Annotated in this window: 19 protein-coding genes; 8 read left to right on the top strand and 11 right to left on the bottom strand. The window is 66.3% G+C overall.

What is annotated here, in order from left to right; genetic code table 11:
* Position 1: 1 nt before the first annotated feature.
* The 5 genes from IB229_RS08575 to IB229_RS08555 all read right to left on the bottom strand — a co-directional run bounded on the left by IB229_RS08575 (position 2) and on the right by IB229_RS08555 (position 7,027).
* Positions 2-448 carry an NfeD family protein gene (locus tag IB229_RS08575; RefSeq protein WP_192326967.1) on the bottom strand — a complete coding sequence of 149 codons (447 nt, stop codon included), beginning with the start codon at positions 446-448 and terminating at the stop codon, positions 2-4.
* On the bottom strand, positions 445-1,371 hold the full coding sequence (locus IB229_RS08570) for an SPFH domain-containing protein (protein WP_192326964.1): 927 nt from the start codon (positions 1,369-1,371) through the stop codon (positions 445-447). Before IB229_RS08570 ends, IB229_RS08575 begins: the two co-directional genes overlap by 4 nt.
* Positions 1,372-1,465: 94 nt before the next feature.
* Complete coding sequence (locus IB229_RS08565) at positions 1,466-3,553, bottom strand: TonB-dependent receptor family protein (protein WP_192326961.1); 2,088 nt, start codon at positions 3,551-3,553, stop codon at positions 1,466-1,468.
* A gap of 135 nt (positions 3,554-3,688) precedes the next feature.
* The gene (locus IB229_RS08560; protein ID WP_192326958.1) at positions 3,689-5,473 is read right to left on the bottom strand and encodes a GspE/PulE family protein; all 1,785 of its coding nucleotides are present in this window, start codon (positions 5,471-5,473) and stop codon (positions 3,689-3,691) included.
* A 195-nt stretch (positions 5,474-5,668) separates the two neighbouring features.
* Positions 5,669-7,027, bottom strand: coding sequence for an inorganic triphosphatase (locus IB229_RS08555; protein ID WP_192326955.1), 1,359 nt, complete (start codon positions 7,025-7,027; stop codon positions 5,669-5,671).
* A 139-nt stretch (positions 7,028-7,166) separates the two neighbouring features.
* On the opposite strand from IB229_RS08555, the gene argE reads away from it, so the two are divergent.
* Entirely contained in the window at positions 7,167-8,306 is a 1,140-nt protein-coding gene (argE, locus tag IB229_RS08550) for an acetylornithine deacetylase (RefSeq protein WP_192326952.1), read from the top strand.
* 157 nt (positions 8,307-8,463) lie between these two features.
* Positions 8,464-9,762 (top strand): amino-acid N-acetyltransferase, encoded by a 1,299-nt coding sequence (gene argA, locus IB229_RS08545; RefSeq protein ID WP_192326950.1) that lies wholly within the window; start codon positions 8,464-8,466, stop codon positions 9,760-9,762.
* Between the two features lie 242 nt (positions 9,763-10,004).
* On the opposite strand, the gene rmf is transcribed toward argA, so the two are convergent.
* The 4 genes from rmf to IB229_RS08525 all read right to left on the bottom strand — a co-directional run bounded on the left by rmf (position 10,005) and on the right by IB229_RS08525 (position 14,833).
* The gene (rmf, locus tag IB229_RS08540; RefSeq protein ID WP_192326947.1) at positions 10,005-10,205 is read right to left on the bottom strand and encodes a ribosome modulation factor; all 201 of its coding nucleotides are present in this window, start codon (positions 10,203-10,205) and stop codon (positions 10,005-10,007) included.
* A gap of 142 nt (positions 10,206-10,347) precedes the next feature.
* Entirely contained in the window at positions 10,348-11,937 is a 1,590-nt protein-coding gene (gene gshA, locus IB229_RS08535; RefSeq protein WP_192326945.1) for a glutamate--cysteine ligase, read from the bottom strand.
* A 171-nt stretch (positions 11,938-12,108) separates the two neighbouring features.
* Positions 12,109-12,495 carry a PaaI family thioesterase gene (locus tag IB229_RS08530; protein ID WP_192326942.1) on the bottom strand — a complete coding sequence of 129 codons (387 nt, stop codon included), beginning with the start codon at positions 12,493-12,495 and terminating at the stop codon, positions 12,109-12,111.
* A gap of 4 nt (positions 12,496-12,499) precedes the next feature.
* Positions 12,500-14,833, bottom strand: a complete 2,334-nt coding sequence (locus IB229_RS08525) for a Tex family protein (protein WP_192326939.1) — start codon at positions 14,831-14,833, stop codon at positions 12,500-12,502.
* A gap of 181 nt (positions 14,834-15,014) precedes the next feature.
* Here IB229_RS08525 and ompR point away from each other — a divergent pair, with 181 nt between their 5' ends.
* The 3 genes from ompR to IB229_RS08510 all read left to right on the top strand — a co-directional run bounded on the left by ompR (position 15,015) and on the right by IB229_RS08510 (position 21,025).
* On the top strand, positions 15,015-15,746 hold the full coding sequence (gene ompR, locus IB229_RS08520) for a two-component system response regulator OmpR (protein ID WP_192326935.1): 732 nt from the start codon (positions 15,015-15,017) through the stop codon (positions 15,744-15,746).
* A gap of 111 nt (positions 15,747-15,857) precedes the next feature.
* Positions 15,858-17,171 (top strand): ATP-binding protein, encoded by a 1,314-nt coding sequence (locus IB229_RS08515; protein ID WP_192326919.1) that lies wholly within the window; start codon positions 15,858-15,860, stop codon positions 17,169-17,171.
* A 92-nt stretch (positions 17,172-17,263) separates the two neighbouring features.
* Positions 17,264-21,025: an EAL domain-containing protein gene (locus IB229_RS08510; RefSeq protein WP_192326916.1), complete on the top strand. Its 3,762-nt coding sequence runs from the start codon at positions 17,264-17,266 to the stop codon at positions 21,023-21,025.
* Between the two features lie 3 nt (positions 21,026-21,028).
* Here the strand turns inward: IB229_RS08510 and rimK are convergent, their stop codons facing one another.
* On the bottom strand, positions 21,029-21,934 hold the full coding sequence (rimK, locus tag IB229_RS08505; RefSeq protein WP_192326913.1) for a 30S ribosomal protein S6--L-glutamate ligase: 906 nt from the start codon (positions 21,932-21,934) through the stop codon (positions 21,029-21,031).
* Positions 21,931-22,332 (bottom strand): ATP-dependent zinc protease, encoded by a 402-nt coding sequence (locus tag IB229_RS08500; RefSeq protein WP_263864162.1) that lies wholly within the window; start codon positions 22,330-22,332, stop codon positions 21,931-21,933. Before IB229_RS08500 ends, rimK begins: the two co-directional genes overlap by 4 nt.
* Before the next feature lie 165 nt (positions 22,333-22,497).
* On the opposite strand from IB229_RS08500, the gene IB229_RS08495 reads away from it, so the two are divergent.
* From IB229_RS08495 to IB229_RS08485, 3 genes are all read left to right on the top strand, one after another.
* Positions 22,498-22,893, top strand: coding sequence for an RNA-binding S4 domain-containing protein (locus IB229_RS08495; RefSeq protein ID WP_192326908.1), 396 nt, complete (start codon positions 22,498-22,500; stop codon positions 22,891-22,893).
* A gap of 96 nt (positions 22,894-22,989) precedes the next feature.
* On the top strand, positions 22,990-23,877 hold the full coding sequence (hslO, locus tag IB229_RS08490; RefSeq protein WP_192326905.1) for an Hsp33 family molecular chaperone HslO: 888 nt from the start codon (positions 22,990-22,992) through the stop codon (positions 23,875-23,877).
* Between the two features lie 233 nt (positions 23,878-24,110).
* Complete coding sequence (locus IB229_RS08485; RefSeq protein WP_192326902.1) at positions 24,111-25,652, top strand: phosphoenolpyruvate carboxykinase; 1,542 nt, start codon at positions 24,111-24,113, stop codon at positions 25,650-25,652.
* The last annotated feature ends 66 nt before the right edge of the window (positions 25,653-25,718 follow it).

Raw genomic sequence — 25,718 nt, 5'->3', positions numbered from 1 at the left:
CCTAGCTGGCTTCCACGCGCAGCAGCACGCCATCCTGGCCGATTACCTTGATCGAACTGCCGGCCGGCAGATCCGGCCCGGTGACCAGCCACAGGCTGTCACCGGCCTTGATCTTGCCGCGGCCGTCGATGATGGCCTCGTGCAGGATGAAGCTGCGCCCGATGAATTCCTGGCCACGCTGGTTCAGACCCGGCTGTGTCGAGGCCTTGCCGGCGCTGCGCTGGCGCTGCCACCAGAACACCGCGGTAAGCACCGAGAGCACGCCGAACAGGAAGAACTGCCAGACCCACGGCAGCTCCGGGAACAGGTAGGTGAGCACGCCGACGCAGGCGGCGGCCACGCCGATCCACAGCAGGTAGCCGCCAGCGCCGAACACCTCGAAGATCAGCAGCACGGTGCCGAACGCCAGCCAGTCCCAGAAGGACAGGTGTTGCAGATACGCGATCATGCTTTCTTGTCGCCGGGGGCGAAGGTGGCCTTGACGATCTCGCCGATACCGCCGACCGCGCCGATCACCTGGCTGGCTTCCAGCGGCATGAGGATCACCTTGCTGTTGCTGGCGCTGGCCAGGTTGCCCAGGGCCTCGATGTACTTCTGCGCGACGAAGTAGTTGACCGCCTGCACGTTACCCGCGGCGATCGCCTCGGAGACCATGCGCGTGGCCTCGGCTTCGGCCTGGGCGGCGCGCTCGCGGGCTTCGGCTTCGAGGAACGCGGCGGCGCGCTGGCCCTCGGCCTTGAGGATGTCGCCCTGCTTCTGCCCTTCGGCGGTGAGGATCGCCGCGGCGCGCTGGCCTTCGGCTTCGAGAATCTGTGCGCGCTTGATCCGCTCGGCTTTCATCTGCCCGGACATGGCGGCCATCAGGTCGGCGGGCGGGCTGATGTCCTTGATCTCGATGCGGGTGATCTTGATGCCCCAGGGCGCGGTGGCTTCGTCGACGGTCTTGAGCAGGCGTTCGTTGATCGCGTCGCGCTGGCCGAGCATGGCGTCCAGCTCCATGGAGCCGAGTACGGTGCGGATATTGGTCATCACCAGGTTGCGGATGGCGTGCTCGAGGTTGTTGACCTCGTAGGCGGCCTGCGCCGAGTTGATGATCTGGAAGAAGCAGATGGCGTCGATCTGCACCGTGGCGTTGTCGGCGGTGATGACTTCCTGCGGCGGGATGTCCAGCACGCTTTCCATGACGTTGAGCTTGCGGCCGATCTTGTCCATCACCGGCACGATGATGTTCAGCCCCGGCTTCAGCGTGTTGGTGTAGCGACCGAAGCGCTCCACCGTCCACTCGTAGCCCTGCGGCACGACCTTGAAGCCCATGAACACGATGGCCACTGCGAGGCCGACGAAGAGAAAGATGACGCTGCCGATTTCCATGTGCGGAGTCCTTGTTGGAAGTAAACGTACCTGTGTATCGGGATTCTATAAGGTTTGCCCGGCAAACTGGCAGCCGTCTGCCTGCACCAGGTCCTCAGCGCCAGCTGTAGCTCAGGCCGCTGTAAACGCCGAAGCTTTCTCCCGGTGTGGCGCGGGCCATGTCGCGGCCCTGGTCGTTGTAGCCGGGGGTGATGGTCGCGGCATAGCGTTCGCCGGTCAGGTTGCGCAGCTCCAGCCAGCCTTGCCAGTCGTCCGCGTGATAGCCGGCGCTGGCGCCGAAGACCTTGTAGCTACCGGCATGGCGGCTGTTGGCGTAGTCGACGGCGACGCGCGAGGCGAGCTGGGTGTTGAGCGCGAGGAACCAGCCGTCCGGGCGCTGGAAGCGTAGTTCGGCCTGGTAATAGTGCTGCGGTAGCCCCGGCAGGCGGTTGTCGCCGAAGACGTCGTCATCGCGGTAGTGGAAGTCGCTGAAGGTGTAGGCCTGGCGCAGCGACAGCAGGCCGCTGCGGCCTTGCCAGAGGGTGCTCAGCAGACCGGCCTCGATGCCCTGGTGAACGGTCGGGCTGGCGTTGGATTCGGCGTTGTAGATGGTCGGGCCGTCTGTCAGTTCGACCGTGAGCAGTTCGTGGCGCACCAGCGAGTAGTAGTAACTCAGGTCCCAGGTGCCGACGATGGAATCGCCACGGCCGCCCAGCTCCAGGGTGGTGGCGGTCTGGTTCTCCAGCTCCACCGGGGTGCGAATCATCCCGGTGGCAGGGCCGCTGCCGGCCGGGAACTTGTCGTTGGAACCCCAGAGCATCGACCAGGCGTGAGGGGCTTCGACCGAGCGGCTGAGGTTGCCGAACAGTTGCAGCTCGGGGCTCAGCTGATAGCGCAGGCCCAGGTGCGGTGCGTAATCCCAGGTGCTCAGGCTGAGCGGTTCGCCACCGTCGGGGTAGGTCACCTGCACTTCGCGGCGGGTGTAGATCAGTGCCAGGCCGCTGGATAGCCAGAGGTCGGGAATCAGCTCCAGGTCGTTGCTGAACTGCAGGACCGAGTCCGAGCCGTTGTGTTCGTAGTCGCGGGTGTGGGTCCCTTCCGGGTAGGTGCCGGCGATGCGCACGTATTCGGAGGCACCGCTGTGTGGCAGGAAGGCGGTGGCGCGCAGGGCCACGCTGCTCTGGCTGTTACGGCCGAACAGCTGGTGCGGCTTGCTGTAGCGCAGCGAGGTGCTGACATCGCTGTAGGCCAGCTTCACCCGGTTGACGCTTTCGTGCAGGTCCATCGGGTAGTCGTGATACGCCAGGCCGGCCTCGAGCAGTGCGCCGTCGTCGAAGCGCCAGGTGGTCTTGTTGGCCAGCCAGGTGCTGCCATGCTGCGGGCGGCTGGAGTCGCGTGCGACGAATGTCGGGTTGGCCATGCGCGGATGGTGCTTGATCTGCTCCAGGGTCAGGCGGCCGGGTGTTTCATGGTCGGTCTCGCGGTAGCGCAGGTAGAAGCGTGTCTCCAGCTGGGCGTTGAAGCGGTAGCCGAAGTTCGCCATCACGCCCTGGCTGCTGCCGGATGCGTGGTCCTGGTAACCGTCGTAATCGGAGTCGGTCAGCGCGACGAAGTAGTCGGCCTGCTCGTTGTGCCCGCCACTGCTGACGTGGCGCTTGCGCCAGCCGTAGCTGCCGGCCTCGTAGCGCAGGGTCAGCGGCGCGGCGGTCAGGCCGGTGGGGGTGATCAGGTCCACGGCACCACCCAGTGCCAGGGCACCCTTGGCCAGACCGTTGGCACCGCGCAGCACTTCGGCGCGTTCGATCCACAGCGGTTCCTGCAGTTCGTAGGGCGTGCCGCCGGGACCGCTGAGGGCCAGGCCGTCGAGCAGAACGAAGGTCCCCGAGCCGTGGCCGCCGGAGCCACGGTTGATCCCTGAACCACGAATCGACAGGCGAATCCCCTCGTTGCCAGCCGACTGCGCGTAGATGCCGGGCTGGTAGGCCAGTACATCCTGCATCGTGCTGGTGCGGGCCTGCGTGATGCTCTCTGCGTCGATCAGGTTGCTGCCGCCCGGTACCTGGCGCATGGCTTCCTCGGCCTGCACCTGAGTATCCGTAGTGCGTTCCTCGATATGTACCTCGTCGAGTTCCAGAGGAGGGGCGGCGAACAGCGGCAGGGGCAGCAGGGCGAGGGCAGTGAAGGTAAGGCGACGCAGGGGCATGGCAACGCGGTCCGGTGTGCAGGGGCGGGCATGATGCCATCGACCGCTGCTCACGGTAAGAACGCCGTACGGCGTGTTACCCGCAAGGGGCATCGTGCGCACTCTCTGCGCGCCCGTGCGGGCCCGCCATGATGCTTACTTCTGTTCGCTCTGCGGTGTCACCCGCAGCACTTCCTCGATGGTGGTCTGGCCCGCCGCGACCTTCTGCGCGCCGGACAGGCGCAGGCTGCGCATGCCTTCCTTGAAGGCCTGGCGGCGCAGCGCGATCAGGTCGGTGTCGGCGGTGATCAGCGGCTTGATGCCGTCGTTGAGCAGCATGATTTCGTACACCCCGGCGCGGCCACGGTAGCCGGTATCACGGCACTCCAGGCAGCCGACGGCGCGGTGCGCCTGGGCGGGCGGCGGCGAGCTCCAGGGCTTGGTCAGGGTCTGCCAGTCCTCTTCGGCGATCTGCACCGGTTCCTTGCAGTGCGGACACAGCGTGCGCACCAGGCGCTGGGCCATGACGCCGAGCAGGGTGGCCTTGAGCAGGTAGTGCGGCACGCCCAGTTCGAGCAGGCGGGTGATGGCACTCGGCGCGTCGTTGGTGTGCAGGGTCGACAGCACCAGGTGGCCGGTCAGCGCCGCCTGGATCGCCATCTCGGCGGTTTCCAGGTCGCGGATCTCGCCGACCATGATGATGTCCGGGTCCTGGCGCATCAGCGCGCGTACGCCGCTGGCGAAAGTCAGGTCGATGTTGTGCTGCACCTGCATCTGGTTGAAGGCACCCTCGATCATCTCGATCGGGTCCTCGATGGTGCAGACGTTCACCTCGCTGGTCGCCAGCTGCTTGAGCGTGGTGTACAGCGTGGTGGTCTTGCCCGAGCCGGTCGGGCCGGTGACCAGGATGATGCCGTTGGGCTGGCCGGTCATGCTCTGCCAGCGACGCAGGTCGTCTTGGGAGAAACCGAGCTGGTCGAAGCTCTTGAGCAGCACTTCCGGGTCGAAGATCCGCATCACCATCTTTTCGCCGAAGGCGGTGGGCAGGGTCGACAGACGCAGCTCGACTTCGCCGCCGTCCGGGGTCTTGGTCTTGATCCGGCCGTCCTGGGGCTTGCGCTTCTCGGCGACGTTCATCCGCCCGAGGGTCTTCAGGCGGCTGACGATGGCCATCGTCACCTGGGGCGGGAACTGGTAGACGGTGTGCAACACGCCGTCGATGCGAAAGCGCACGCTGCCCTGCTCGCGGCGCGGTTCGATGTGGATGTCGCTGGCGCGTTGCTGGTAGGCGTACTGGAACAGCCAGTCGACGATGTTGACGATGTGCGCGTCGTTGGCGTCGGGTTCCTGGTCGCTGGCGCCAAGGCTGAGCAGCTGCTCGAAGTTGCCGACGTTGCTGAGCTTCTGGTCCGAGGCGTTGGCCCCGGTGACCGAGCGGGCCAGGCGATAGAACTCGGTGGTGAAGCGTTGCAGGTCGACCGGGTTGACCACCACGCGCTTGATCGGGCGCTTGAGCACGTGGGTCAGATTGCTTTCCCAGGCGTGCACGAAGGGTTGCGTGCTGGCGATGGTTACCGCCTCGCTGTCGACCGCGACGGCGAGGATCTTGTGGCGCTGGGCGAAGGCGTAGGACATCACCGGGGTCACGGCGGCCACGTCGATCTTCAGTGGGTCGATGCGCAGGTAGGGCTGCCCGGCTTCATGGGCCAGCCAGACAGTGAGGCCTTCGAGGTCGAGCTTCTTGCCCGGGCGCATGAGGTCGTCGACCTGCTGCGCGGCGAGAAACTCCAGGGGGTGCATCTGCGCATTGGAGGAGGCGCGGCGCAGGACCAGGCACTGTTCGGCGCTTTCCTGGGAGATGCGGCCCTGGGCGATCAGCTCGCGCAGGATGTCGTTGAGGTCCAGCCAGCGATCCGCAGTGGACGATGCTAAAGCACTCATGGTTCTCCTCGATCCCTTCTTCGACCCGTCCTAGGATGCCCGATCCCGCCGCGCAGGCGAAGCGTTGCGGCTGCATGCCGCGCAGCAGATGCGCCCGTTGCTGAGCGGATACTCGGATTTGTGAAGCGATCGGCGCTCCAGCATTGCGCCGCACGGCCTGTGGCCGATACAGGATCGACCACAGGCGTGCGTGGGTTACTTCAGCGCTTTCCAGCTCTTGCTGCTGATCAGCGTGGCCAGTTGCTCCAGGCGTGCATCGAGGCTTTGCTCGAGTGGCTGGGTCATCAGCCCACCGAGTTTGCTCAGCTCACCGTACAGGCGGTCGGCCTCGACCAATTCGGCGGCGTTGCGCGCCAGGCGCAGCCAGACCAGCACGCGCTCAAGACGCGGCAGCTGCTCGGCGAGGTCTTCCGGCTGTTGCTGGTAGCGCGTCAGCTGCAGGCCCTTGGCCTCTTCGCCGAGCAGATGCGGCAGCCAGTTGCCAAGCAGGGCGGCGCCCTGGCGGTTGCCGCGGTTGTTGCGCTCAACCGTCCAGCTGCGGTTGAGCAGCCAGATCGATAGCTTTAGCGAGAACAGGCCCCAGCGGGTGCCGTGCAGTTCGGCGGCAAACAGGGCCGGCGCGTTCTGCCGCAGGCTGTCGTTGTCACGCCCGGCGAGCACGCGTGGGCGCCAGTCGGCGAGCAGGGCGTCGAGCAGTTCGCGCAGCTCATGGCTGCAGGCGCGCGGCGCGGCCTGGCCGAGGCTGCTGAGCAGAGCGCGCAGGTCGATCAACTGCTGCAGCCAGTCGACCAGCAAGCGCCAGTGGCCATTGAAGCGGTACTGCTCGGCCAGGCGCTGGCTGCTGCCCAGCAGGTGCCAGCCGAGCGCGGCGACGGCGTCGTCCAGGCTCTGCTCGGCGGTCAGCTCCGGTGCCGGCAGGCTGACGCTGTAGCTGTTGGCGTCGAACAGGCGGTAACCGCGCTCGGCCTTGCTGATGTCGCAGGGCATCAGCGGCAGGTCGGCGGCCAGCTCGGCGGCCAGTTCCAGCAGCGCGGCCGGCTCGCCCTCACGCAGCTCCAGTTCCAGCTCGCAGATTTCTTCCTCGCCTTCGCCGGCGACCACCTTGCCCAGGTCCAGCGCGGCCTCGATCACCACCTTGGCCTTGCCGCGGCCCCAGGCAATCTCGGCTTTCTGGCGGACGAAATCGGTGGTGAAGATCGGCTGCAGCTGCTTCTTGTCGAAGTCAGCCAGCGCGGTCGGCCAGCACTCGTCGGTGAGTTTCTTCGGGTCCAGCTTGGCTTTCGGCAGTTGCCAGTCCCACTCGTTGCGCTCGGACAGGCCGGCGACGCTCTGGCCGCGACTCTTCAATGTCTGGATGAACTGTTCGCCATCGCGGCGCACGCGCAGCGCGACCTTGGCTGCAGCAAGCTGGCGATCGACGCTGTCGTAGTACTGATTGAGCAGCTCGTGCTGGGACCAGCCGGACTTGTTGCGCTTCTTCAGCAGCGGGTGATCACGCAGGGCGGCGAGGGTTTCGCGGCTGGCGCGCAGCTTGATTTCGGTTTCTTTTGGCATGGGAATGGCGCATTCGGGACGCAGCGCGGGTCGCTGCCAGAACCGGCGAGTTTACAGGACCTGGCGCCGCTGCGCCGCGCCACGGTTTCAACGGGGTCGCCCATGGCTCTATGATGGGGGCCAATACGGGAGAACAGCGATGCCTTTGCCGTCACTCAAGGACCAGTTTGCCGCGCTGATCGCCACGCCTTCGGTGAGTTGCACCCAGCCGCACTGGGACCAGTCCAACCGCCCGGTGATCGACCTGCTCGCCAGCTGGCTGACCGACCTTGGCTTCAGCTGCGAGATCCAGACCGTCGAGCCGGGTAAGGCCAACCTGCTGGCGACCTACGGCAGCGGCCCCGGTGGCCTGGTTTTGGCCGGGCACAGCGACACCGTGCCGTTCGATGCCGCGCTGTGGCAGAGCGACCCGCTGCGCCTGAACGAATCCGCTGATCGCTGGGTCGGTCTCGGCGTGTGCGACATGAAGGGTTTCTTCCCGCTGGTGATCGAAGCCGTGCGCGGCTTGATCGACCAACCGTTCAAGCAGCCGCTGCTGATCCTCGCCACCTGCGACGAGGAAAGCTCGATGTCCGGCGCCCGCGCCCTGGCCGATGCCGGGCGGCCGCTGGGGCGCGCCGCGGTGATCGGCGAGCCGACCGGCCTGAAACCGGTGCGCCTGCACAAGGGCGTGATGATGGAGCGCATCGACATCCTCGGGCAGAGCGGCCACTCTTCCGACCCGAGCCTCGGCCATAGCGCCCTCGAGGCCATGCACGACGCCATCGGCGAGTTGCGTGGCCTGCGCGCGCAATGGCAGCGTGAATTCAGCAACCCGCAGTTCAGTGTGCCGCAGCCGACCCTCAACCTCGGCTGCATCCACGGTGGCGACAACCCCAACCGCATCTGTGGCCAGTGCTCGCTGGAGTTCGACCTGCGCCCGCTGCCGGGCATGGACCCGGAGCAACTGCGCGCGGCGATCCGCACGCGGCTGCAACCGCTGGCAGAACGGCATCAGGTCAAGATCGACTTCGCCCCGCTGTTCGCCAACGTGCCGCCCTTCGAGCAGCGCGCCGACAGTGAGCTGGTGCGCCTGGCCGAGCGCCTCACCGGGCATGCGGCACAGTCGGTGGCATTCGGCACCGAAGCGCCTTATCTTCAGCAGCTCGGTTGCGAGACCATCGTGCTCGGCCCGGGCGACATCGACTGCGCCCACCAGCCCGGCGAGTTCCTCGAGCTGGCGCGGATCGACCCGATGCTGCGCATCCTGCGCCAGCTGATCCAACACTACTGCCTGTGAATGACCCACAAAGGGGACCCTGATGTTGCTGCGACGACGCTAAACCGACTTCCCCCGTTCCGGGGCAGGGATGCGGTCGATCACCCATCCGGCGCCACGCGCCTCCTTTTACCGGTGTCCGCACCGTTCGTTTCGTCACGCTCGACAGGCTTCTTTCATGCACGACTACGTCAACTGGCTTCGCCACGCCTCGCCCTATATCAACGCCCACCGGGACTGCACCTTCGTGGTGATGCTGCCCGGCGAAGGCGTTGAACACCCGAATTTCGGCAATATCGTCCACGACCTGGTGCTGCTGCACAGCCTCGGTGTGCGCCTGGTACTGGTGCACGGTTCGCGCCCACAGATCGAAGCGCGCCTGGCGGCGCGCGGGCTGACGCCGCACTACCACCGCGACATGCGCATCACCGACGGGCCGACCCTGGAGTGCGTGATCGATGCTGTCGGCCAGTTGCGCATCGCCATCGAAGCACGCCTGTCGATGGACATGGCCGCTTCGCCGATGCAGGGCTCGCGGCTACGCGTGACCGGCGGCAATTTCGTCACTGCGCGGCCGATCGGCGTGGTCGACGGCATCGACTACCACCACACCGGTGAGGTGCGTCGGGTCGACCGCAAGGGCATCAGCCGCCAGCTCGACGAGCGCAGCATCGTGCTGCTGTCGTCGCTCGGCTATTCGCCCACCGGCGAGATCTTCAACCTGGCCTGCGAGGACGTCGCCACGCGCGCGGCCATCGACCTGCAGGCCGACAAGCTGCTGCTGTTCAGCGCCGAGCGTGGCCTGCTCGACGATGCGGGCAAGCTGGTGCGCGAACTGCGCCCGCAGCAGGTGCCCGCGCACCTGGCCCGGCTCGGCAGCAGCTACCAGGGCGAATTGCTCGACGCCGCGGCCCAGGCCTGCCGCAGTGGGGTCAAGCGCAGCCATATCGTCAGCTACACCGATGACGGCGCGCTGCTCACCGAGCTGTTCACCCGTGACGGTGGCGGCACGCTGGTCGACCAGGAGCAGTTCGAATCGCTGCGTGAGGCGACCATCGAGGACGTCGGCGGGCTGATCGACCTGATCACCCCACTGGAGGATCAGGGCATCCTCGTGCGCCGTTCGCGTGAAGTGCTGGAACGCGAGATCGAGCAGTTCAGCATCGTCGAGCGCGACGGCCTGATCATCGCCTGCGCGGCGCTGTACCAGATCGCCGACTCCGACTCGGGCGAGCTGGCCTGCTTGGCGGTGAACCCGGATTACCGCCACGGTGGCCGGGGTGACGAGCTGCTCGAACGTATCGAGGAGCGCGCCCGCGCCAAGGGCCTGAAGACCCTGTTCGTGCTCACCACGCGCACCGCGCACTGGTTTCAGGAACGCGGCTTCGGCCCCAGCGGCGTCGAGCGCCTGCCGGCGGCACGGGCCTCGCTGTACAACTACCAGCGCAACTCGAAGATCTTCGAGAAGGCGCTGTAGCTGCCTTCGCTGCATTCGTAGGCGGGGTCACGAATCGGGCACTGTGCCGCTGGATGAGCTGAGCGTCATCCACCTACGAGCTGCGGATGCTCGGCGACGATATTCAAGAAGACGCTGAATTGGCTTTATGAGGAAGAGCGGGTGCCACTCGTAGGGTGCGCTGTGCGCAACAGAGACAGCGCATGGGCATCGTGGTGCGCACGGCGCACCCTACGGCGAGGGCAGAAGGAGTCGGCGGAGGATCAGGCGCTGCGGCGCTTGTGCAGGGCGAATTGTTCGTTGCCGTCGTCCCAGCCCGCCTCCCAGGCGGCGGCGAGTACTTCGGCGGGGTAGGGTTGCTGATGCTGCGGCTGGCCGGTGAGGCCGGCCATGTAGCCTTGCTGGTAGGCCTTGTTCAGGCTTTCCAGGCTCCAGTCTTCAGCGTGGTCGTCAGGGGGCGTCATGGGCGCGGCCATTACGGGATTTCCGTCAGGCTAGACCGCTGCAGGTCACTGCGGAAGGCCACTGGTCAGCGCCGAACGGTGTGATTGACGGTTTTGTGACGGGTTGCCCTAAACGCACAACCCGTTCGCTAGCCCGTTGATTTCACACGCTGAGGCCGAGAATGCTGGCCTGGTAGGCGGCGACGAAGGTGTCGAAGTCGCCGGGCTCGGCGCTTTCCAGTTCCGCCTGTTCGGCCAGTGATTGCCGAGCCAGCTCTTCGAACGCGTGCTGCTCGGTTTCGCTGAGCGGCCGCGCCTTGAAGGCCTCGGCGTGCGCCCGGCTGTAGCGCATGGCGAAGTCGCGGAAGCTTTCGCCGCGTGCCTGCAGCTCGGCGAGTACCTGCGCCGACGGTGTCAGGCTGGCATCGTCGACCTTGCCCTGTTGTTGCTGCAGGGCCTGTTGGAAGCTCTCGCCGCCGTGGGCGCGGTCGAGCAGCGCGGCAATCGGCGCGAATGCCTGCAGCAGCTCGGTGGCCCAGGTTTTCAGCTCGATGGGTTGTCCGTTGCGGCACAGTTGCAGGCCCGGACGGCGGCCTTCCTTGACCGTGGTGAGGAAGTTGTCGGTGCAGCCGCTGCACTCATCGCCATCCAGCAGCGGGCTGTCCTGCAGGGCGCAGAACAGCACGAAGACATCGAGGAAACGCGCTTCGTCGAGGTCGATGCCCAGTGGCAGGTAAGGGTTGATGTCCAGGCAGCGCACTTCCACGTACTGCACGCCGCGGGCGATCAGGGCCTGGATCGGGCGCTCGCCGGAATAGGTCACACGCTTGGGGCGGATGTTCGAGTAGTACTCGTTTTCGATTTGCAGCACGTTGGTGTTGAGCTGCACCCACTCGCCATCCTGCTTGGTGCCGACCTCGGCGTACGGCGCATAGGGGGTCGAGACCGCCTGGCGCAGGCTCTCGGTGTAGCTGGCCAGGTCGTTGTAGCAGGGCGTGAGGCCGGCCTGGGCATTGTTCTGGTAGCCCAGGTCGCTCATGCGCAGGCTGGTGGCGTAGGGCAGGTACAGGGTGCTGTCGTCGAGCTGCTGCAGCTGGTGCGGGCGACCGCGCAGGAAGCTTTTGTCGAGCGCTGGCGAGGCGCCGAACAGGTACATCAGCAGCCAGCTGTAGCGGCGGAAGTTGCGCGTCAGGGCGATGTAGCGGGTGGACTGGAAATCACGCGCGCTGCCATGGTCGCCTTCCAGTTCCTGCAGCAGCGGCCAGAGGCTTTCCGCCAGGCTGAAGTTGTAGTGTATGCCGGCGATGCACTGCATGGTCTTGCCGTAGCGCAGGGCCAGGCCCTTGCGATAGACGTGCTTGAGCTTGCCGATGTTGGAGCTGCCGTAGCGGGCGATCGGGATGTCCGCTTCGTCCGGCAGCGGGCCGGGCATCGACGGGCTCCAGAGGTACTCGTCGTCCTGCGCCAGCTTGCTGTAGGCGAAGCGGTGGATGCGGTCGAGGTCGGCGAGGGTCTGCGCGGCATCCGCTTCGGCCGGGGTGATGAACTCGAGCAGCGCTTCGGAATAGTCCGTGGTGATCTGCGGGTTGGTCAGCGCGGAGCCGAGGGCGAGCGGATGGTCGCTCTGCGCCAGTTCGCCATCTGCGGTGACGCGCAGGCATTCACGCTCGATGCCATGCAGGCTCTGGGTCAGCAGGGACAGGGCAGGGCCGGTGCCGAGCAGGGCCAGGCGGCGGGAGAAAAGCTCGCTCAAGATTGTCATTCCTTCACTCGACGGTCGCCCCTATATGGGGGTGGATCGGTCGGTCTACAAGTCGAACGCAAGGACCGGCATCGTCGCCTGACCGTGGAGAGGCAGAATGCGCCAGCGAAAAGGCCGACGCAATGCCCGAAAGGATGAGGGGAGCAGGCCCCTCGCTGTGGCTCAGAGCACGGCGAATGTGGCCTGGGCCATGGCCACGAGCTTCTCGCCCTGATGCACCTGGGCTTCCAGTACGTGGACCTTGCGCCCGGCGTTGACCACCTTGGCGCGGGCGACGATTTCGCCCTCGCTGACGCCGCGGATGTAGTTGATCTTGCACTCCAGGGTGACGCTGCCGGCACGGCCGTCGAACAGGCTGTGGCTGGCCTGGCCGAGGGCGGTGTCGAGCAGCGAGAAGATCGCCCCGCCGTGCATCTTGCCGTGCAGGTTGAGCAGCTGCTCTTGCATGCCCATGCGGATCTCGCTCTCGCCGTCGGCGGCCTTGACGATGGTCATGCCGAGCAGTTGGCTGAAGTTGCTGTCGCTGCCGACGCGGGAATCCTGGCTCATCGGCTCACTTCCTCAGCTGCTTGGCGTTGGCGAACAGCGAGGCCATGCCGGCATTGCTCGGCGCCGGCTTGTCCTGGCTCGAGTGGCGCTCGCTGCGCGGGGCGTTGCCACCGCGGTTCTGGCCACCCCCGTTGCGGGCACCGCCACGGGCGCCTTCGACCTTCTCGCCCGGGGTGTCGCTCATGCGCATGGACAGGCCGACGCGGTTACGCGGGATGTCCACTTCCATGACCTTGACCTTGACGATGTCGCCGGCCTTGACCACTTCGTACGGGTCCTTGACGAACTTTTCCGACAGCGCGCTGATGTGCACCAGACCGTCCTGGTGCACGCCGATGTCGACGAAGGCGCCGAAGTTGGTGACGTTGGTCACCACGCCTTCGAGGACCATGCCCGGCTGCAGGTCCTTGAGCGTCTCGACGCCTTCCTGGAACTCGGCGGTCTTGAATTCCGGACGCGGGTCGCGGGCCGGCTTGTCGAGTTCCTTGAGGATGTCGGTGACGGTCGGCAGGCCGAACTGTTCGTCGGTGAACTGCTTGGGGTCGAGACGCTTGAGGAAAGCCGAGTCGCCCAGCAGCGAGCGGATGTCGCGGCCGGTATCGGCGGCGATGCGCTGCACCAGCGGGTAGGTTTCCGGGTGCACGGCGGAGGCGTCGAGCGGGTTGTCGCCGTTCATCACGCGCAGGAAACCGGCGGCCAGCACGTAGGTCTTCTCGCCCAGGCGTGGCACCTGCTTGAGCGCGTCGCGGGTCTTGAATGCGCCGTGGGCGTCACGGTGGGCGACGATGTTCTGCGCCAGCGTGGTGTTGAGGCCGGAGATGCGTGCCAGCAGCGCCACCGAGGCGGTGTTGACGTCGACGCCGACGGCGTTCACGCAGTCCTCGACCACGGCATCCAGGCTACGCGCCAGCTTGAGCTGCGAGACGTCGTGCTGGTACTGGCCGACGCCGATGGATTTCGGGTCGATCTTCACCAGCTCGGCCAGCGGGTCCTGCAGGCGGCGGGCGATGGATACCGCGCCACGCAGCGAGACGTCGAGGTCGGGGAATTCCTTGGCCGCCAGCTCCGAGGCCGAGTACACCGAGGCGCCGGCTTCGCTGACCATGATCTTGGTCATCTTCAGGGTCGGCAGCAGCTTGATCAGGTCGATGGCCAGTTTGTCGGTCTCGCGGCTGGCGGTGCCGTTGCCGATGGCGATCAGGTCGACGTTGTGCTTGGCGCACAGCTTGCCGAGAACGGCCAGGGTTTCGTCCCAGCGATTGTGCGGCACGTGCGGGTAGACGGTGGCGGTGTCGAGCAGCTTGCCGGTGGCATCGACCACGGCGACCTTGCAGCCGGTGCGCAGGCCCGGGTCGAGGCCGAGGGTGGCGCGCGGGCCGGCCGGTGCGGCGAGCAGCAGGTCATGCAGGTTGCGGGCGAACACGCCGATGGCGTCTTCCTCGCTCTTCTCACGCAGTTCGCCGAGCAGGTCGGTTTCCAGGTGGGTGTAGAGCTTGACCTTCCAGGTCCAGCGCACCACTTCGCCCAGCCACTTGTCCGCCGCGCGACCGCGGTTGTCGATGGCGAAGCGCTCGCCGATCATCACTTCGCACGGGTGCATGGTGCCGGGTGCTTCGTCACCGACCTTCAGGGTGCTGCCGAGGATGCCTTCGTTGCGCCCGCGGAAGATCGCCAGGGCGCGGTGCGACGGCACGCTTTTCAGCGGTTCGTCGTGCTCGAAGTAGTCGCTGAACTTGGCGCCTTCCGCTTCCTTGCCGGCAACCACGCGGGCGCTGAGGGTGGCGTTGTCCTTGAGGAACACGCGCAGGCGCTCCAGCAGGGTGGCGTCTTCGGCGAAGCGCTCCATGAGGATGTACTTGGCGCCTTCGAGCACGGCCTTCACATCGGCGAAGCCTTTTTCGGCGTCGACGAAGCGCGCGGCTTCGCTGTCCGGGTTCAGGCTCGGGTCGTTGAACAGGCCGTCCGCCAGTTCGCCGAGGCCGGCTTCCAGGGCGATCTGGCCCTTGGTGCGGCGCTTCTGCTTGTACGGCAGGTAGAGGTCTTCGAGGCGGGTCTTGGTGTCGGCGAGGTTGATCTCGCGGGCCAGCTCGGGGGTCAGCTTGCCCTGTTCCTCGATGCTGGCGAGGATGCTGGCGCGGCGCTCGTCGAGTTCGCGCAGGTAGCGCAGGCGCTCTTCCAGGTTGCGCAGCTGGGTGTCGTCGAGGCTGCCGGTGACTTCCTTGCGGTAGCGCGCGATGAAGGGCACGGTGGAGCCTTCGTCGAGCAGGGCCACGGCCGCGGCGACCTGTTGCGGGAGGACACCGAGCTCTTCGGCGATACGCTTGTTAATGCTGTCCATACACCTACCTGTTACCTGGGAATGCGCGGCACGAACGCCTGGCCGGTCGCAAAGCGGCGCATTATAACCACCGGTTTTTGCCGGTATGGGCAGCCGGTCGGGAAAAATCTGCTAACAATGGCTGGAGCGGGCGGCATGCCGCTTGCGCCATAATGCCGCTTCTCTCTATTGGGGACCTGCCATGAGCACTGCTGTCGCGCCGGAAGGCGAGAAGATCCTTATCGTCGATGACGACCCCGGCCTGCGCCGTCTGCTGGAACGCTTCCTCAGCGAGCAGGGCTACCGCGTGCGCGCGGTGGAAAACGTCGAACAGATGGATCGCCTGCTGGCCCGCGAACTGTTCCAGCTGCTGGTGCTCGACCTGATGCTGCCGGGCGAGGACGGGCTTTCCGCCTGCCGGCGCCTGCGCGATGGCGGCAACCAGATTCCGATCATCATGCTCACCGCCAAGGGTGACGAAGCCAGCCGCATCCAGGGCCTGGAAGGCGGCGCCGACGACTACCTGGCCAAGCCGTTCAACCCGCGCGAGCTGCTGGCACGGATCAAGGCCGTGCTGCGCCGCCAGGCACCAGTGGTGCCGGGTGCGCCGGCCAGCGAGGATGAGAGCGTCACTTTCGGCGAGTACGAACTGTCCCTGGCCACGCGCGAGCTGAAGAAGGGCGAGGAAGTGCACATGCTCACCACCGGTGAGTTCGCCGTGCTCAAGGCGCTGGTGCAGCACGCCCGTGAACCGCTGACCCGCGACAAGCTGATGAACCTTGCCCGTGGCCGCGAGTGGGACGCCCTGGAGCGCTCCATCGACGTGCAGATCTCGCGGCTGCGCCGGCTGATCGAGCCGGACCCGTCCAAGCCGCGCTATATCCAGACGGTCTGGGGCGTGGGCTACGTCTTCGTTCCAGACGGCAGCAAGTAACCCGGCGGATGGGTGAGGCTTCACCCATCCACCTGGCCTCGTTCGGTGGATGGCCACCCTGTGGATCGATACAACGCGATCCACACTGCGCTACGGAATTCGTAACACCCGATGAAGACTCCCGTCTGGTTTCCGCAAAGCTTCTTCTCGCGCACCCTCTGGCTGGTGCTCATCGTCGTGCTGTTTTCCAAGGCCCTGACCCTGGTCTACCTGATGATGAACGAGGACGTGCTGGTCGACCGCCAATACAGTCATGGCGCGGCGCTGACCCTGCGCGCCTACTGGGCGGCCGACCCGGAAGACCGTGCGCACATCGCCGAGGCGGCCACCCTCAAACGCGTGCCGGGCAACGAAGTTCCGGCCACCGAACAGCACTGGCCCTACTCGGAAATCTTCCTGCGTCAGATGCAGGCCGAACTGGGCGAGGACACCGAGGTGCGCGTGCGTGTGCAGAGCCCGCCGGCGCTGTGGGTGCGGGCGCCAAGCCTGGGTCAGGACTGGCTCAAGGTGCCGCTGTATCCCTATCCCTTGCGTGGCCAGCGGATCTGGAGCGTGCTCGGCTGGTTCCTCGGCATTGGCCTGCTGTCCACGGCGGCAGCGTGGATTTTCGTACGTCAGCTCAACGCGCCGCTCAAGCGCCTGGTGTTCGCCGCCCGCCAGCTCGGCCAGGGCCGCAGCGTACGCCTGCCGGTCGGTGACACGCCGAGCGAAATGGCCGAGGTGTATCGCGCCTTCAACCAGATGGCCGAGGATGTCGAGCAGGGCGCCCGCGAGCGCGAGTTGATGCTCGCCGGTGTGTCCCACGACCTGCGCACGCCGCTGACGCGCCTGCGCCTGTCGCTGGAGCTGCTCGACAGCGACTCCGAGCTGACCGAGGACATGGTCCGCGACATCGAGGACATGGACGCCATCCTCGACCAGTTCCTCGCCTTCATCCGCGACGGCCGCGACGAGCCGCTTGAGGAAGTCGACCTCGGCGCCCTGGTGCGCGAAGTGGTGGCGCCCTACAACCAGCAGCGCGAGCAGGTGCGCCTGTGCCTGGAGGCGCTGCCGCCGTTCCAGCTGCGCCGCGTGTCGATGAAGCGCCTGCTGGTCAACCTGATCGAGAACGCCCAGCGCTACGCCGGTGACGGCGTCGAGGTGGCGGCCTACGTTTCCGGCGACAGCAACGCACCTTACGTGGTGCTCAGCGTCCTCGACCGCGGCCCGGGCATCGTCGGCGAAGACCTCGGCAGCCTGTTCAACCCGTTCATCCGCGGTGATCGCGCGCGTGGCGGCAAGGGCGCCGGGCTCGGCCTGGCCATCGTCAAACGCATCGCCGCCCTGCACGGCGGCAGCGTCGAACTGCGCAACCGCTCCGGCGGTGGGCTGGAGGCGCGCATCTGCCTGCCCCTCGGTCTGCTACTGCCCCGCGACGCGGTGTAACGGCACGTACCGAATGTAAATGCCGGAGTGGTCCGGTGCTCTGGGCGAGGCCGCTGATCTATGCTGCTGGAAGGCATTAGCATGAGGTCGGCATGACCGAGCAAGCGCATCGACTGCCATGGTGGAGCTGGTGGCTGCCGCTGCCACTGTTTCATTTGGGTACCTGGCTGTCCCTGTCGACGCAGTTCGCCAGCGGTGCGGCGCTGTTTTACCTGCCGTTTGCCCTGGGTATCGTCTTGGTGCTCTGGTGGGGGCCGCGGGTGCTGCCGGCGCTCTATCTCAATGCCTTGCTGAGTACGCCTCTGTGGGGGCTGGACTGGCACTGGGCGCCGCTCTACGCGTTGCCGGAAACTGTCTGCGTCGCCCTGGCCGGTCTGGCCATGCGGGGTGCCGAGTACGACGTGCGCCTGCCCAACGTGCGCAGCCTGGTGCGCTTCATCGTGTTTGCCGCCTTGCTGCCCGCCGCGCTGGTGGCGCTGTGCCTACAGGGCAATCTGCTGTTCACTGGCGTGCTGCCTGTCGAACAATGGCGCCAGGCCGTACTAACCGTATGGCTGGCCGACAGCCTCGCCGCGCTGGGTGTGGCCCTGCCGCTACTGGCCGGGCTGACCTGCTGGCTGCGCGAACGCGGTTGGGCCTTGCCGGCTGCCGCAGGTGGCGATCCGTTCGATGAGCGCTTGCAGACGCCGCCCTGGTGGCTGCTCTGTTCGCTGATGCTGTCGCCACTGCTGCTGTTCGCCGTGCCGCCGTTGCTGGTGCTGCCGCTGGCGGGCGCGTTGATGCTGCTCCTGGCGCTGCGCTGGGGATTCGCCGGGGCGCTGTGGGGCACCTCGCTGACCGCTCTGGCGGCGCTGGCCCTGCCGCTGCTCGGCTCGTTCGGCCCACAGCTGGACTGGGGCAGCCCGCAGCGCCTGCAGGTGCATTTCAGTGTGCTGCTGTTGCTGATCGCCACGTTGCTGGTCGGCCGCGCGCTCAGTGACCTGCGCCAGACCCTGCGGCGCAGTGCGGCAATCCAGAAGGAGCTGGCCCTGGCCAACCTGGCGCTGCAGTCCTGCCCATTGGGCGTGTCGATTTCCGATGCACGTCAGCCGGACAATCCCTTCATTTATTGCAACCCGGCGCTGGAGCGCATGAGCGGCTACAGCCGCCAGGAGATTCTCGGCAGTCGCAGCCGCCTGCTGATATCCGCGACCGACGACCAGGGCGGCCTGCAGCGCATCCGCGCGGCGCTGGGACGTGGCGTGGCGCACCAGGAGGTGCTGCACAACTACCGCAAGGATGGCCAGCATTTCTGGAACGAGGTGACCATCGCACCGCTGCTCGACGAGCAGGGCGCGGTCAGCCATTTCGTCGCCCTCAATCACGATGTCAGCGACCGTGAGCGTCTGGCCGGCGAGCTGGCGGCGCAGCGCGAGCAACTGTTGTTTCAAACCCAGCTGCTGTCGCAGACCGAGGCGGTGGCCGACATCGGTGGCTGGGTGCTGGACCTGGCCACGCAGCGCATGTTCTGGACCGATGGCTGCTTCCGCCTCAACGAGATCGATCCAGCGGCCGGCGCGCCTGACATGCGAGGTTCGCTGGAGCGTTACGACCCGCCCAGCCAAGTGCTGATGCAGCAGACCCTCGACGAGATCATGCGCACGGGCCAGGCCTTCGACCTCGAAGTGCGCCTGATCGGCGCGCAAGGCACTGCGCGCTGGGTCCGCCTCAAGGGCCTGCCGGAAAAGGTCAACGGACAGGTCGCCCGCCTGTATGGGGCGATCCAGGACATCAGCGCACGCAAGCGCGCCGAGCAGCAGCTGCGCGAGCGTGACCAGTGGCTGCGTCTGTTCTTCGAGGCGCCGCTGATCGGCATGGCCATGCTCAGCCCGCAGCGCGAGTGGCTGGAGGTCAACTACAAGCTGTGCCAGATCCTCGGTCGCAGCCGCGAGCAGTTGCGCAGCAGCGAGTGGCTGGAGATCACCCACCACGAGGATGCCTTGATAGAAGAGCCGCTGTTCGCCGCCGTGCTGCGTGGCGAGCGCGACGACTACGAGCTGGAGAAGCGTTTTCTGCGGCCGGGCGGCAGCGAAGTGTTCACCCGTCTCAGCCTGCGTGCGGTGCGGGATAGCGAAGGGCGTCTGGAAGCCTGCCTGACCCTGATCGAGGACGTCACCGCGCGGCTCGATGCGGAGGCGCGCTACCGCACCCTGGTGCAGCACGCACCGGAGGCGATCCTGCTGTTCAGCCCGCGCGGCGGCATCATCGATGCCAACGAAAACGCCCTGCGCCTGTTCCGCCTCAAGCGCGAGGAGTTGCTCGGGCGTCGCCCGATCGAACTGACCCCGGCGCGCCAGGCCAGCGGCGAGGCGTCCGAGCCGTTGGCGCGGCGCTATGTCGAGGCAGCGATTGCCGGCGAGGCGCCGGTGTTCGAGTGGCTGCACCGCGACCGCGCCGGGCGCATGCTGCCGTGCGAGGTTCGCCTGGTGCGCATGCCGGGCAAGCCGCTGCTGATTCGTGCCAGCATCACCGACATTTCCGAGCGTCAGCGTTACCAGCGGGAAATCGAGCGGCTGGCCTTCAGCGATGAACTGACCGGCCTGCCCAACCGCCGTCTGCTGCTCGACCGCCTGGAGCATGCGATGGTTCGTGAGCGGCGCGAATCGCGCTACGGCGCGCTGCTGTTCATCGACCTCGATCATTTCAAGACGGTCAACGACAGCCTCGGCCACCCCACCGGCGACGCATTGCTGCGGGAAGTCACCGCGCGCCTGGGCGAGTGCCTGCGTGCCGAGGACACCCTGGCGCGCCTCGGCGGCGACGAGTTCGTGGTGCTGCTGGAGACTCTCGCCGACAACCCCGAGCAGGCCGCCGAGTACGCTGCGGAAGTCGGCGAGAAACTGCTCGAGGGCTTGCGGGGCAGCTACCGCATCGATGGCCACGAACTGGCGGTCAGCGCCAGCATCGGCATCACCCTGCACCCGTTGCCGGGGCAGGACGCCGCCGATGTGCTCAAACAGTCGGACACCGCCATGTACCAGGCGAAGCAGGGCGGGCGTAACGCGCTGCACTTCTTCGCGCCGGAGATGCAGGCGGTGATCGACCAGCGCCTGCTGTTGCAGAGCGAGCTGCGCCAGGCCATGGCCCGCGAGCAGCTGCACCTGGTATTCCAGCCGCAGCTGTCGCTGGCGACCGGCCAGGTGGCAGGCGCCGAGGTATTGCTGCGCTGGACGCACCCGCAGCGTGGTGATATCCCGCCGACCCAGTTCATTCCCCTGGCCGAGGAAACCGGGCTGATTCAGGAACTCGGCAACTGGGTGCTGGAACATGCCTGCGCCAGGCTGGCCGAGTGGCAGCAGCGCTGGCCGCAGCTGGTGCTGGCGGTGAACCTCAGCCCGCGCGAGCTGCGCCAGAGCGATTGCGCCGAGCGCGTCGGCGCCTGCCTGCGCCACCACGGCATCCGGCCGGGGGCGCTGGAGCTGGAGATCACCGAGGGGGTGTTGCTGGAGGACGCCGAGCAGTGCATCGCCGCCATGCAGCAGCTCAAGGCGCTGGGCATTCGTTTCGCCATCGACGACTTCGGCACCGGCTACTCGTCGCTGACTTACCTCAAGCGCCTGCCGCTGGATCGGCTGAAGGTCGACCGCAGCTTCATCCATGACCTGGCGGGGAACGACAGTGGCGGCATGCTGGTCGAGACGATTCTGGTGATCGCCCGCAACCTCGGCCTGGAGTGCGTCGCCGAGGGCATCGAGAGCGAGCAGCAGTTGCGCTGGCTACAAGAGCACGACTGCTTGCTGGGGCAGGGCTTCCATTTCAGCGAGCCGCTCGAGGCGCAGGCGTTCGTTGCCTGGATGGAGCAGCGTGGCGGCTGAGCCTCAGCCCTTGCCCTTGGTCCGGGTCAGGTGCGGGCCGCCGTTCTTCTCGATGTACTGGATGATCATGCTGGCCACGTCCTTGCCGGTGGTGGTCTCGATGCCTTCGAGGCCGGGCGAGGAGTTGACCTCCATCACCAGCGGACCGTGGTTGGAGCGCAGGATGTCGACGCCGGCCACCGACAGGCCCATGACCTTGGCGGCGCGGATAGCGGTCATGCGTTCCTCGGGGGTGATCTTGATCAGGCTGGCGCTGCCGCCGCGGTGCAGGTTGGAGCGGAACTCGCCGGGTTTAGCCTGACGCTTCATCGCTGCGATGACCTTGTCGCCGACCACGAAGCAGCGGATGTCGGCGCCGCCGGCTTCCTTGATGTATTCCTGCACCATGATGTTCTGCTTCAGGCCCATGAAGGCCTCGATCACCGACTCGGCGGCCTTCTCGGTTTCGCACAGCACCACGCCGATGCCCTGGGTGCCTTCGAGCACCTTGATCACCAGCGGCGCGCCGTTGACCATCTGGATCAGGTCGGGAATGTCGTCCGGCGAGTGGGCGAAGCCGGTCACCGGCAGGCCCACGCCACGCCGCGAGAGCAGTTGCAGCGAACGCAGCTTGTCACGCGAGCGGCTGATCGCCACCGACTCGTTGAGCGGGAACACGCCCTGCATCTCGAACTGGCGCAGCACGGCGCAGCCGTAGAAGGTCACCGAGGCGCCGATCCGCGGGATCACCGCGTCGAAGCCCAGCAGCGGCTGGCCGCGATAGTGGATCTGCGGCTTGTGGCTGGCGATGTTCATGTACGCGCGCAGCGTGTCGATCACCATCATTTCATGGCCACGCTCATGGCCGGCCTCCACCAGGCGTCGGGTCGAGTACAGGCGCGGGTTGCGCGACAGAATGGCGATCTTCATTGGGCACCGGAAAGGTTGGAGAGCAACGGTTTTTCTTGCACGTAGGTCAGCGCCGGGTTGACCACCAGCTGGGCGTCGACCAGCGCCTTGGAGCCGAGCAGCACGCGGTAGCGCATGGTCTTGCGGCAGGCCAGGGTGAACTCCACCGGCCACATCCGATCACCCAGCGACAGGCTCGTGCGAATCACGTAGCGCACCTGCGCCTGGCCGTTCGAACTCTTGATGGTCTTCACCGTCACCAGCGGCGCTTCGCAGCGGTGGCGGCGTTGCACCTGGGTGCCGAAATGCGCGGTGAAGCGCACCCAGGCCACGCCATCGCGCTGAAAGGGCTGGATGTCGCTGGCATGCAGGGCGGAGGTGCTGGCGCCGGTGTCGATCTTCGCCCGCAGGCCGACCATGCCCAGGTCGGGCAGGTTGATCCATTCGCGCAGACCGATCACGGAGAGGTGGTCGAACGTCTTCAAGGCAGGCTTTCCACAGAAGGTGCTGGCATTCTAGCTGTGCCATGTGACAACGGCATCAGGCAAGATTGCCGCCTGGTGGCGATATTTTTCGGGTGCGTGATGAGTGACAAGAACGACGACAAGGTACGGCTCGACAAGTGGCTGTGGGCCGCGCGCTTCTACAAGACGCGGGCGCTGGCCAAGGAGGCGATCGAGGGCGGCAAGGTGCATTGCCGCGGCGAGCGCTGCAAGCCGGGCAAGGAGCCGCGGCTCGGCGACGAGTTCGTCATTCGCGCCGGTTTCGACGAAAAGACCGTGGTGGTGCGGGCATTGTCCACCGTGCGTCGCGGTGCCAGCGAGGCGCAGGCATTGTATGAGGAAACCGCCGACAGCCTGGCGCGCCGTGAAAGCGCCGCGGCCCTGCGCAAGGCCGGCGCGCTCGGCGTGCAGACCGACGGGCGGCCGACCAAGAAGCAGCGGCGCCAGCTCGGCCATTTCCACGACACTCAGGATTGAGCGAGCCCCGCCGGCACGGCGCTGGACAACCGGCCCTTGGTCGCGCCGCGCTTTGCGCCTAAAATCGCCGGCCCTGAACCACAGCGGAATGCGGGCATGTCCGATTTCACCCAACGCTTCATGTTCGACGAGACCGATATTCGCGGCGAGCTGGTCAGCCTCGGCGAGAGCTTCCAGCACGTCCTGGCCAAGCATCCCTACCCGGAGCCGGTGGCCCAGCTGCTTGGCGAAATGCTTGCCGCTGCGGCGCTGCTGGTCGGTACCATGAAGTTCGACGGCCTGCTGATTCTGCAGGCACGTTCCGCCGGCGCGGTGCCGCTGCTGATGATCGAGTGCTCCAGCGAGCGCGAAGTGCGCGGCATCGCCCGCTACCACGCCGAGCAAATCCAGCCCGGCGACGGCATGCGCGAGCTGATGCCCGAGGGCACCCTGGCGGTCACCGTCGATCCGGCCCAGGGCCAGCGCTATCAAGGCATCGTGGCGATGGAGGGCGATAGCCTGGCCGACGCGCTGTCGGCGTACTTCGCCAACTCCGAACAGCTGCCGACGCGCTTCTGGCTTCGCGCCGATGGCCAGCGTGCCCGCGGCCTGCTGCTGCAACAGTTGCCGGCGGCGCGCCTGCCGGACGCCGAGGAGCGTGAAGCCAGCTGGCAGCATGCCGAGACCCTGGCCAACACGCTGACCGCCGAAGAACTGCTCGGCCTGGACAACGAGACCCTGCTGCATCGCCTGTACCACGAGGAAACCGTGCTGCTGTTCGACCCGCACGCGATCCGTTTCCGCTGCAGCTGCTCGCGTGAACGCTCAACCCGTGCTCTGATCAGCCTGGGCCATGCCGATGCTCGCCAGCTGCTCACCGAACAGCACGGCAATCTGGTGATCGACTGTCAGTTCTGCAACGAACGCTATGCCTTCGATGCCGCCGACGTGGATCAGCTGTTCGCCGGTGGCGGCAGCGACGGGCCGTCGGAAACCCGGCACTGAAATCCGCCTCCAATGCTCGGGAGACGCCAGCGCCAGCCGGCGTTGCGGCTCCCTGATGTGCAGCGCCGGCCTCGTCACGCATAGCGTGCGCCTATCGATCGCGTAGATGGATCAGAGGCTGCCAAGGAGCGTGCTTTTCTGGCATACTCCCGCGACTTTTTTATCGATGTAGTTGAATCCTGTTTTCACTACACACGTTTGGAAGACTCGGCCCACCGCCGACGGGGACCCTCATGACGCAAGCCAACACCGCCGTTTACACCGATATCAGCGCTGCCCAACTGGTCGAAGAGGCCATCCGTCGGGGCGAAGGCGAATTGGCCGCCAATGGCTCTCTGGTCGTTCGTACCGGTCACCGTACCGGCCGTTCGCCGGTTGACCGTTTCATCGTCCAGGAGCCGACCACCGAGGCGAAAATCGCCTGGGGCAGCATCAATCGCCCGTTCCCGGCCGACAAGTTCGATGCCCTGTGGGATCGCGTCGAGGCGTTCAACAACGCCCAGGACCACTTCGTTTCCTACGTCCATGTCGGTTCCGCCGATGCGCACTACCTGCCGGTCAAGATGACCACCCAGACCGCCTGGCAGAACCTGTTCGGCCGTTGCCTGTTCATCAACCCGGAGCAGTACAACCCGGCGGGCAAGGACGAGTGGCAAGTGCTCAACGTCGCCAACTTCGAGTGCGTGCCGGAGCGTGATGGCACCAACTCCGACGGCTGCGTGATCCTCAACTTCGCCGCCAAGAAAGTCCTGATCGCCGGCATGCGTTACGCCGGTGAAATGAAGAAAGCCATGTTCTCCGTGCAGAACTTCCTGCTGCCGGAAGTCGACGTACTGCCGATGCACTGCGCCGCCAACATCGGCGAAGACGGCGACACCACCCTGTTCTTCGGCCTGTCCGGCACCGGCAAGACCACCCTGTCCGCCGACCCGTCGCGCTACCTGATCGGCGATGACGAGCACGGCTGGGGCGTGGGCGTGGTGTTCAACATCGAAGGCGGCTGCTACGCCAAGTGCATCGACCTGTCCGAGAAGAACGAGCCGGTGATCTGGAAAGCCATCCAGTTCGGCGCCGTGCTGGAAAACGTCGTCCTCGACGAGAACCGCGTGCCGGATTACACCGACGACAGCCTGACCCAGAACAGCCGTGCGGCCTACCCGCTGGAACTGATCGAGAAGCGCAGCGAGAAGAACCTCGGTGGCGAGCCGAACGCGGTGATCTTCCTGACCTGCGACCTGACGGGCGTGCTGCCGCCGGTGTCGATCCTCAACGAAGAGCAGGCGGCCTACCACTTCCTGTCCGGTTACACCGCGCTGGTCGGTTCCACCGAAATGGGTTCCGGCGGCGGCATCAAGTCGACCTTCTCCACCTGCTTCGGCGCACCGTTCTTCCCGCGTCCGGCCGGCGAGTACGCCGAGCTGCTGATCAAGCGCATTCGTGGCTTCGGTTCCAAGGTCTACCTGGTCAACACCGGCTGGACCGGTGGTGGCTACGGAGTCGGCAGCCGCTTCAACATCCCCACCACCCGTGGCGTGATCGCGGCGATCCAGAGCGGCGCGCTGATCGGTACCGAAACCGAGCAACTGCCGATCATCAACCTGAGCGTGCCGAAGGCCGTTCCGGGCGTCGAAACTAATCTGCTCAACCCGCGCAACACCTGGGCTGACAAGAGCGCCTACGACGAAGCTGCAAAAGGCCTGGCTGGCCTGTTCATCGAGAACTTCAAGAAGTTCGACGTGTCCGACGCTATCCGCAACGCCGGCCCGCAGCTGTAAGCGACGCGCCAACGAAAAAGCCGCCTACGGGCGGCTTTTTCATGCGTGTCTATCCGGGGTTGTGCT

The sequence above is a fragment of the Pseudomonas sp. PDM14 genome, assembly GCF_014851905.1.
Classification (GTDB): domain Bacteria; phylum Pseudomonadota; class Gammaproteobacteria; order Pseudomonadales; family Pseudomonadaceae; genus Aquipseudomonas.
The sequence above is the reverse complement of the archived record's forward strand: the minus strand, read 5'-3'. Positions and strand labels throughout refer to the sequence as shown.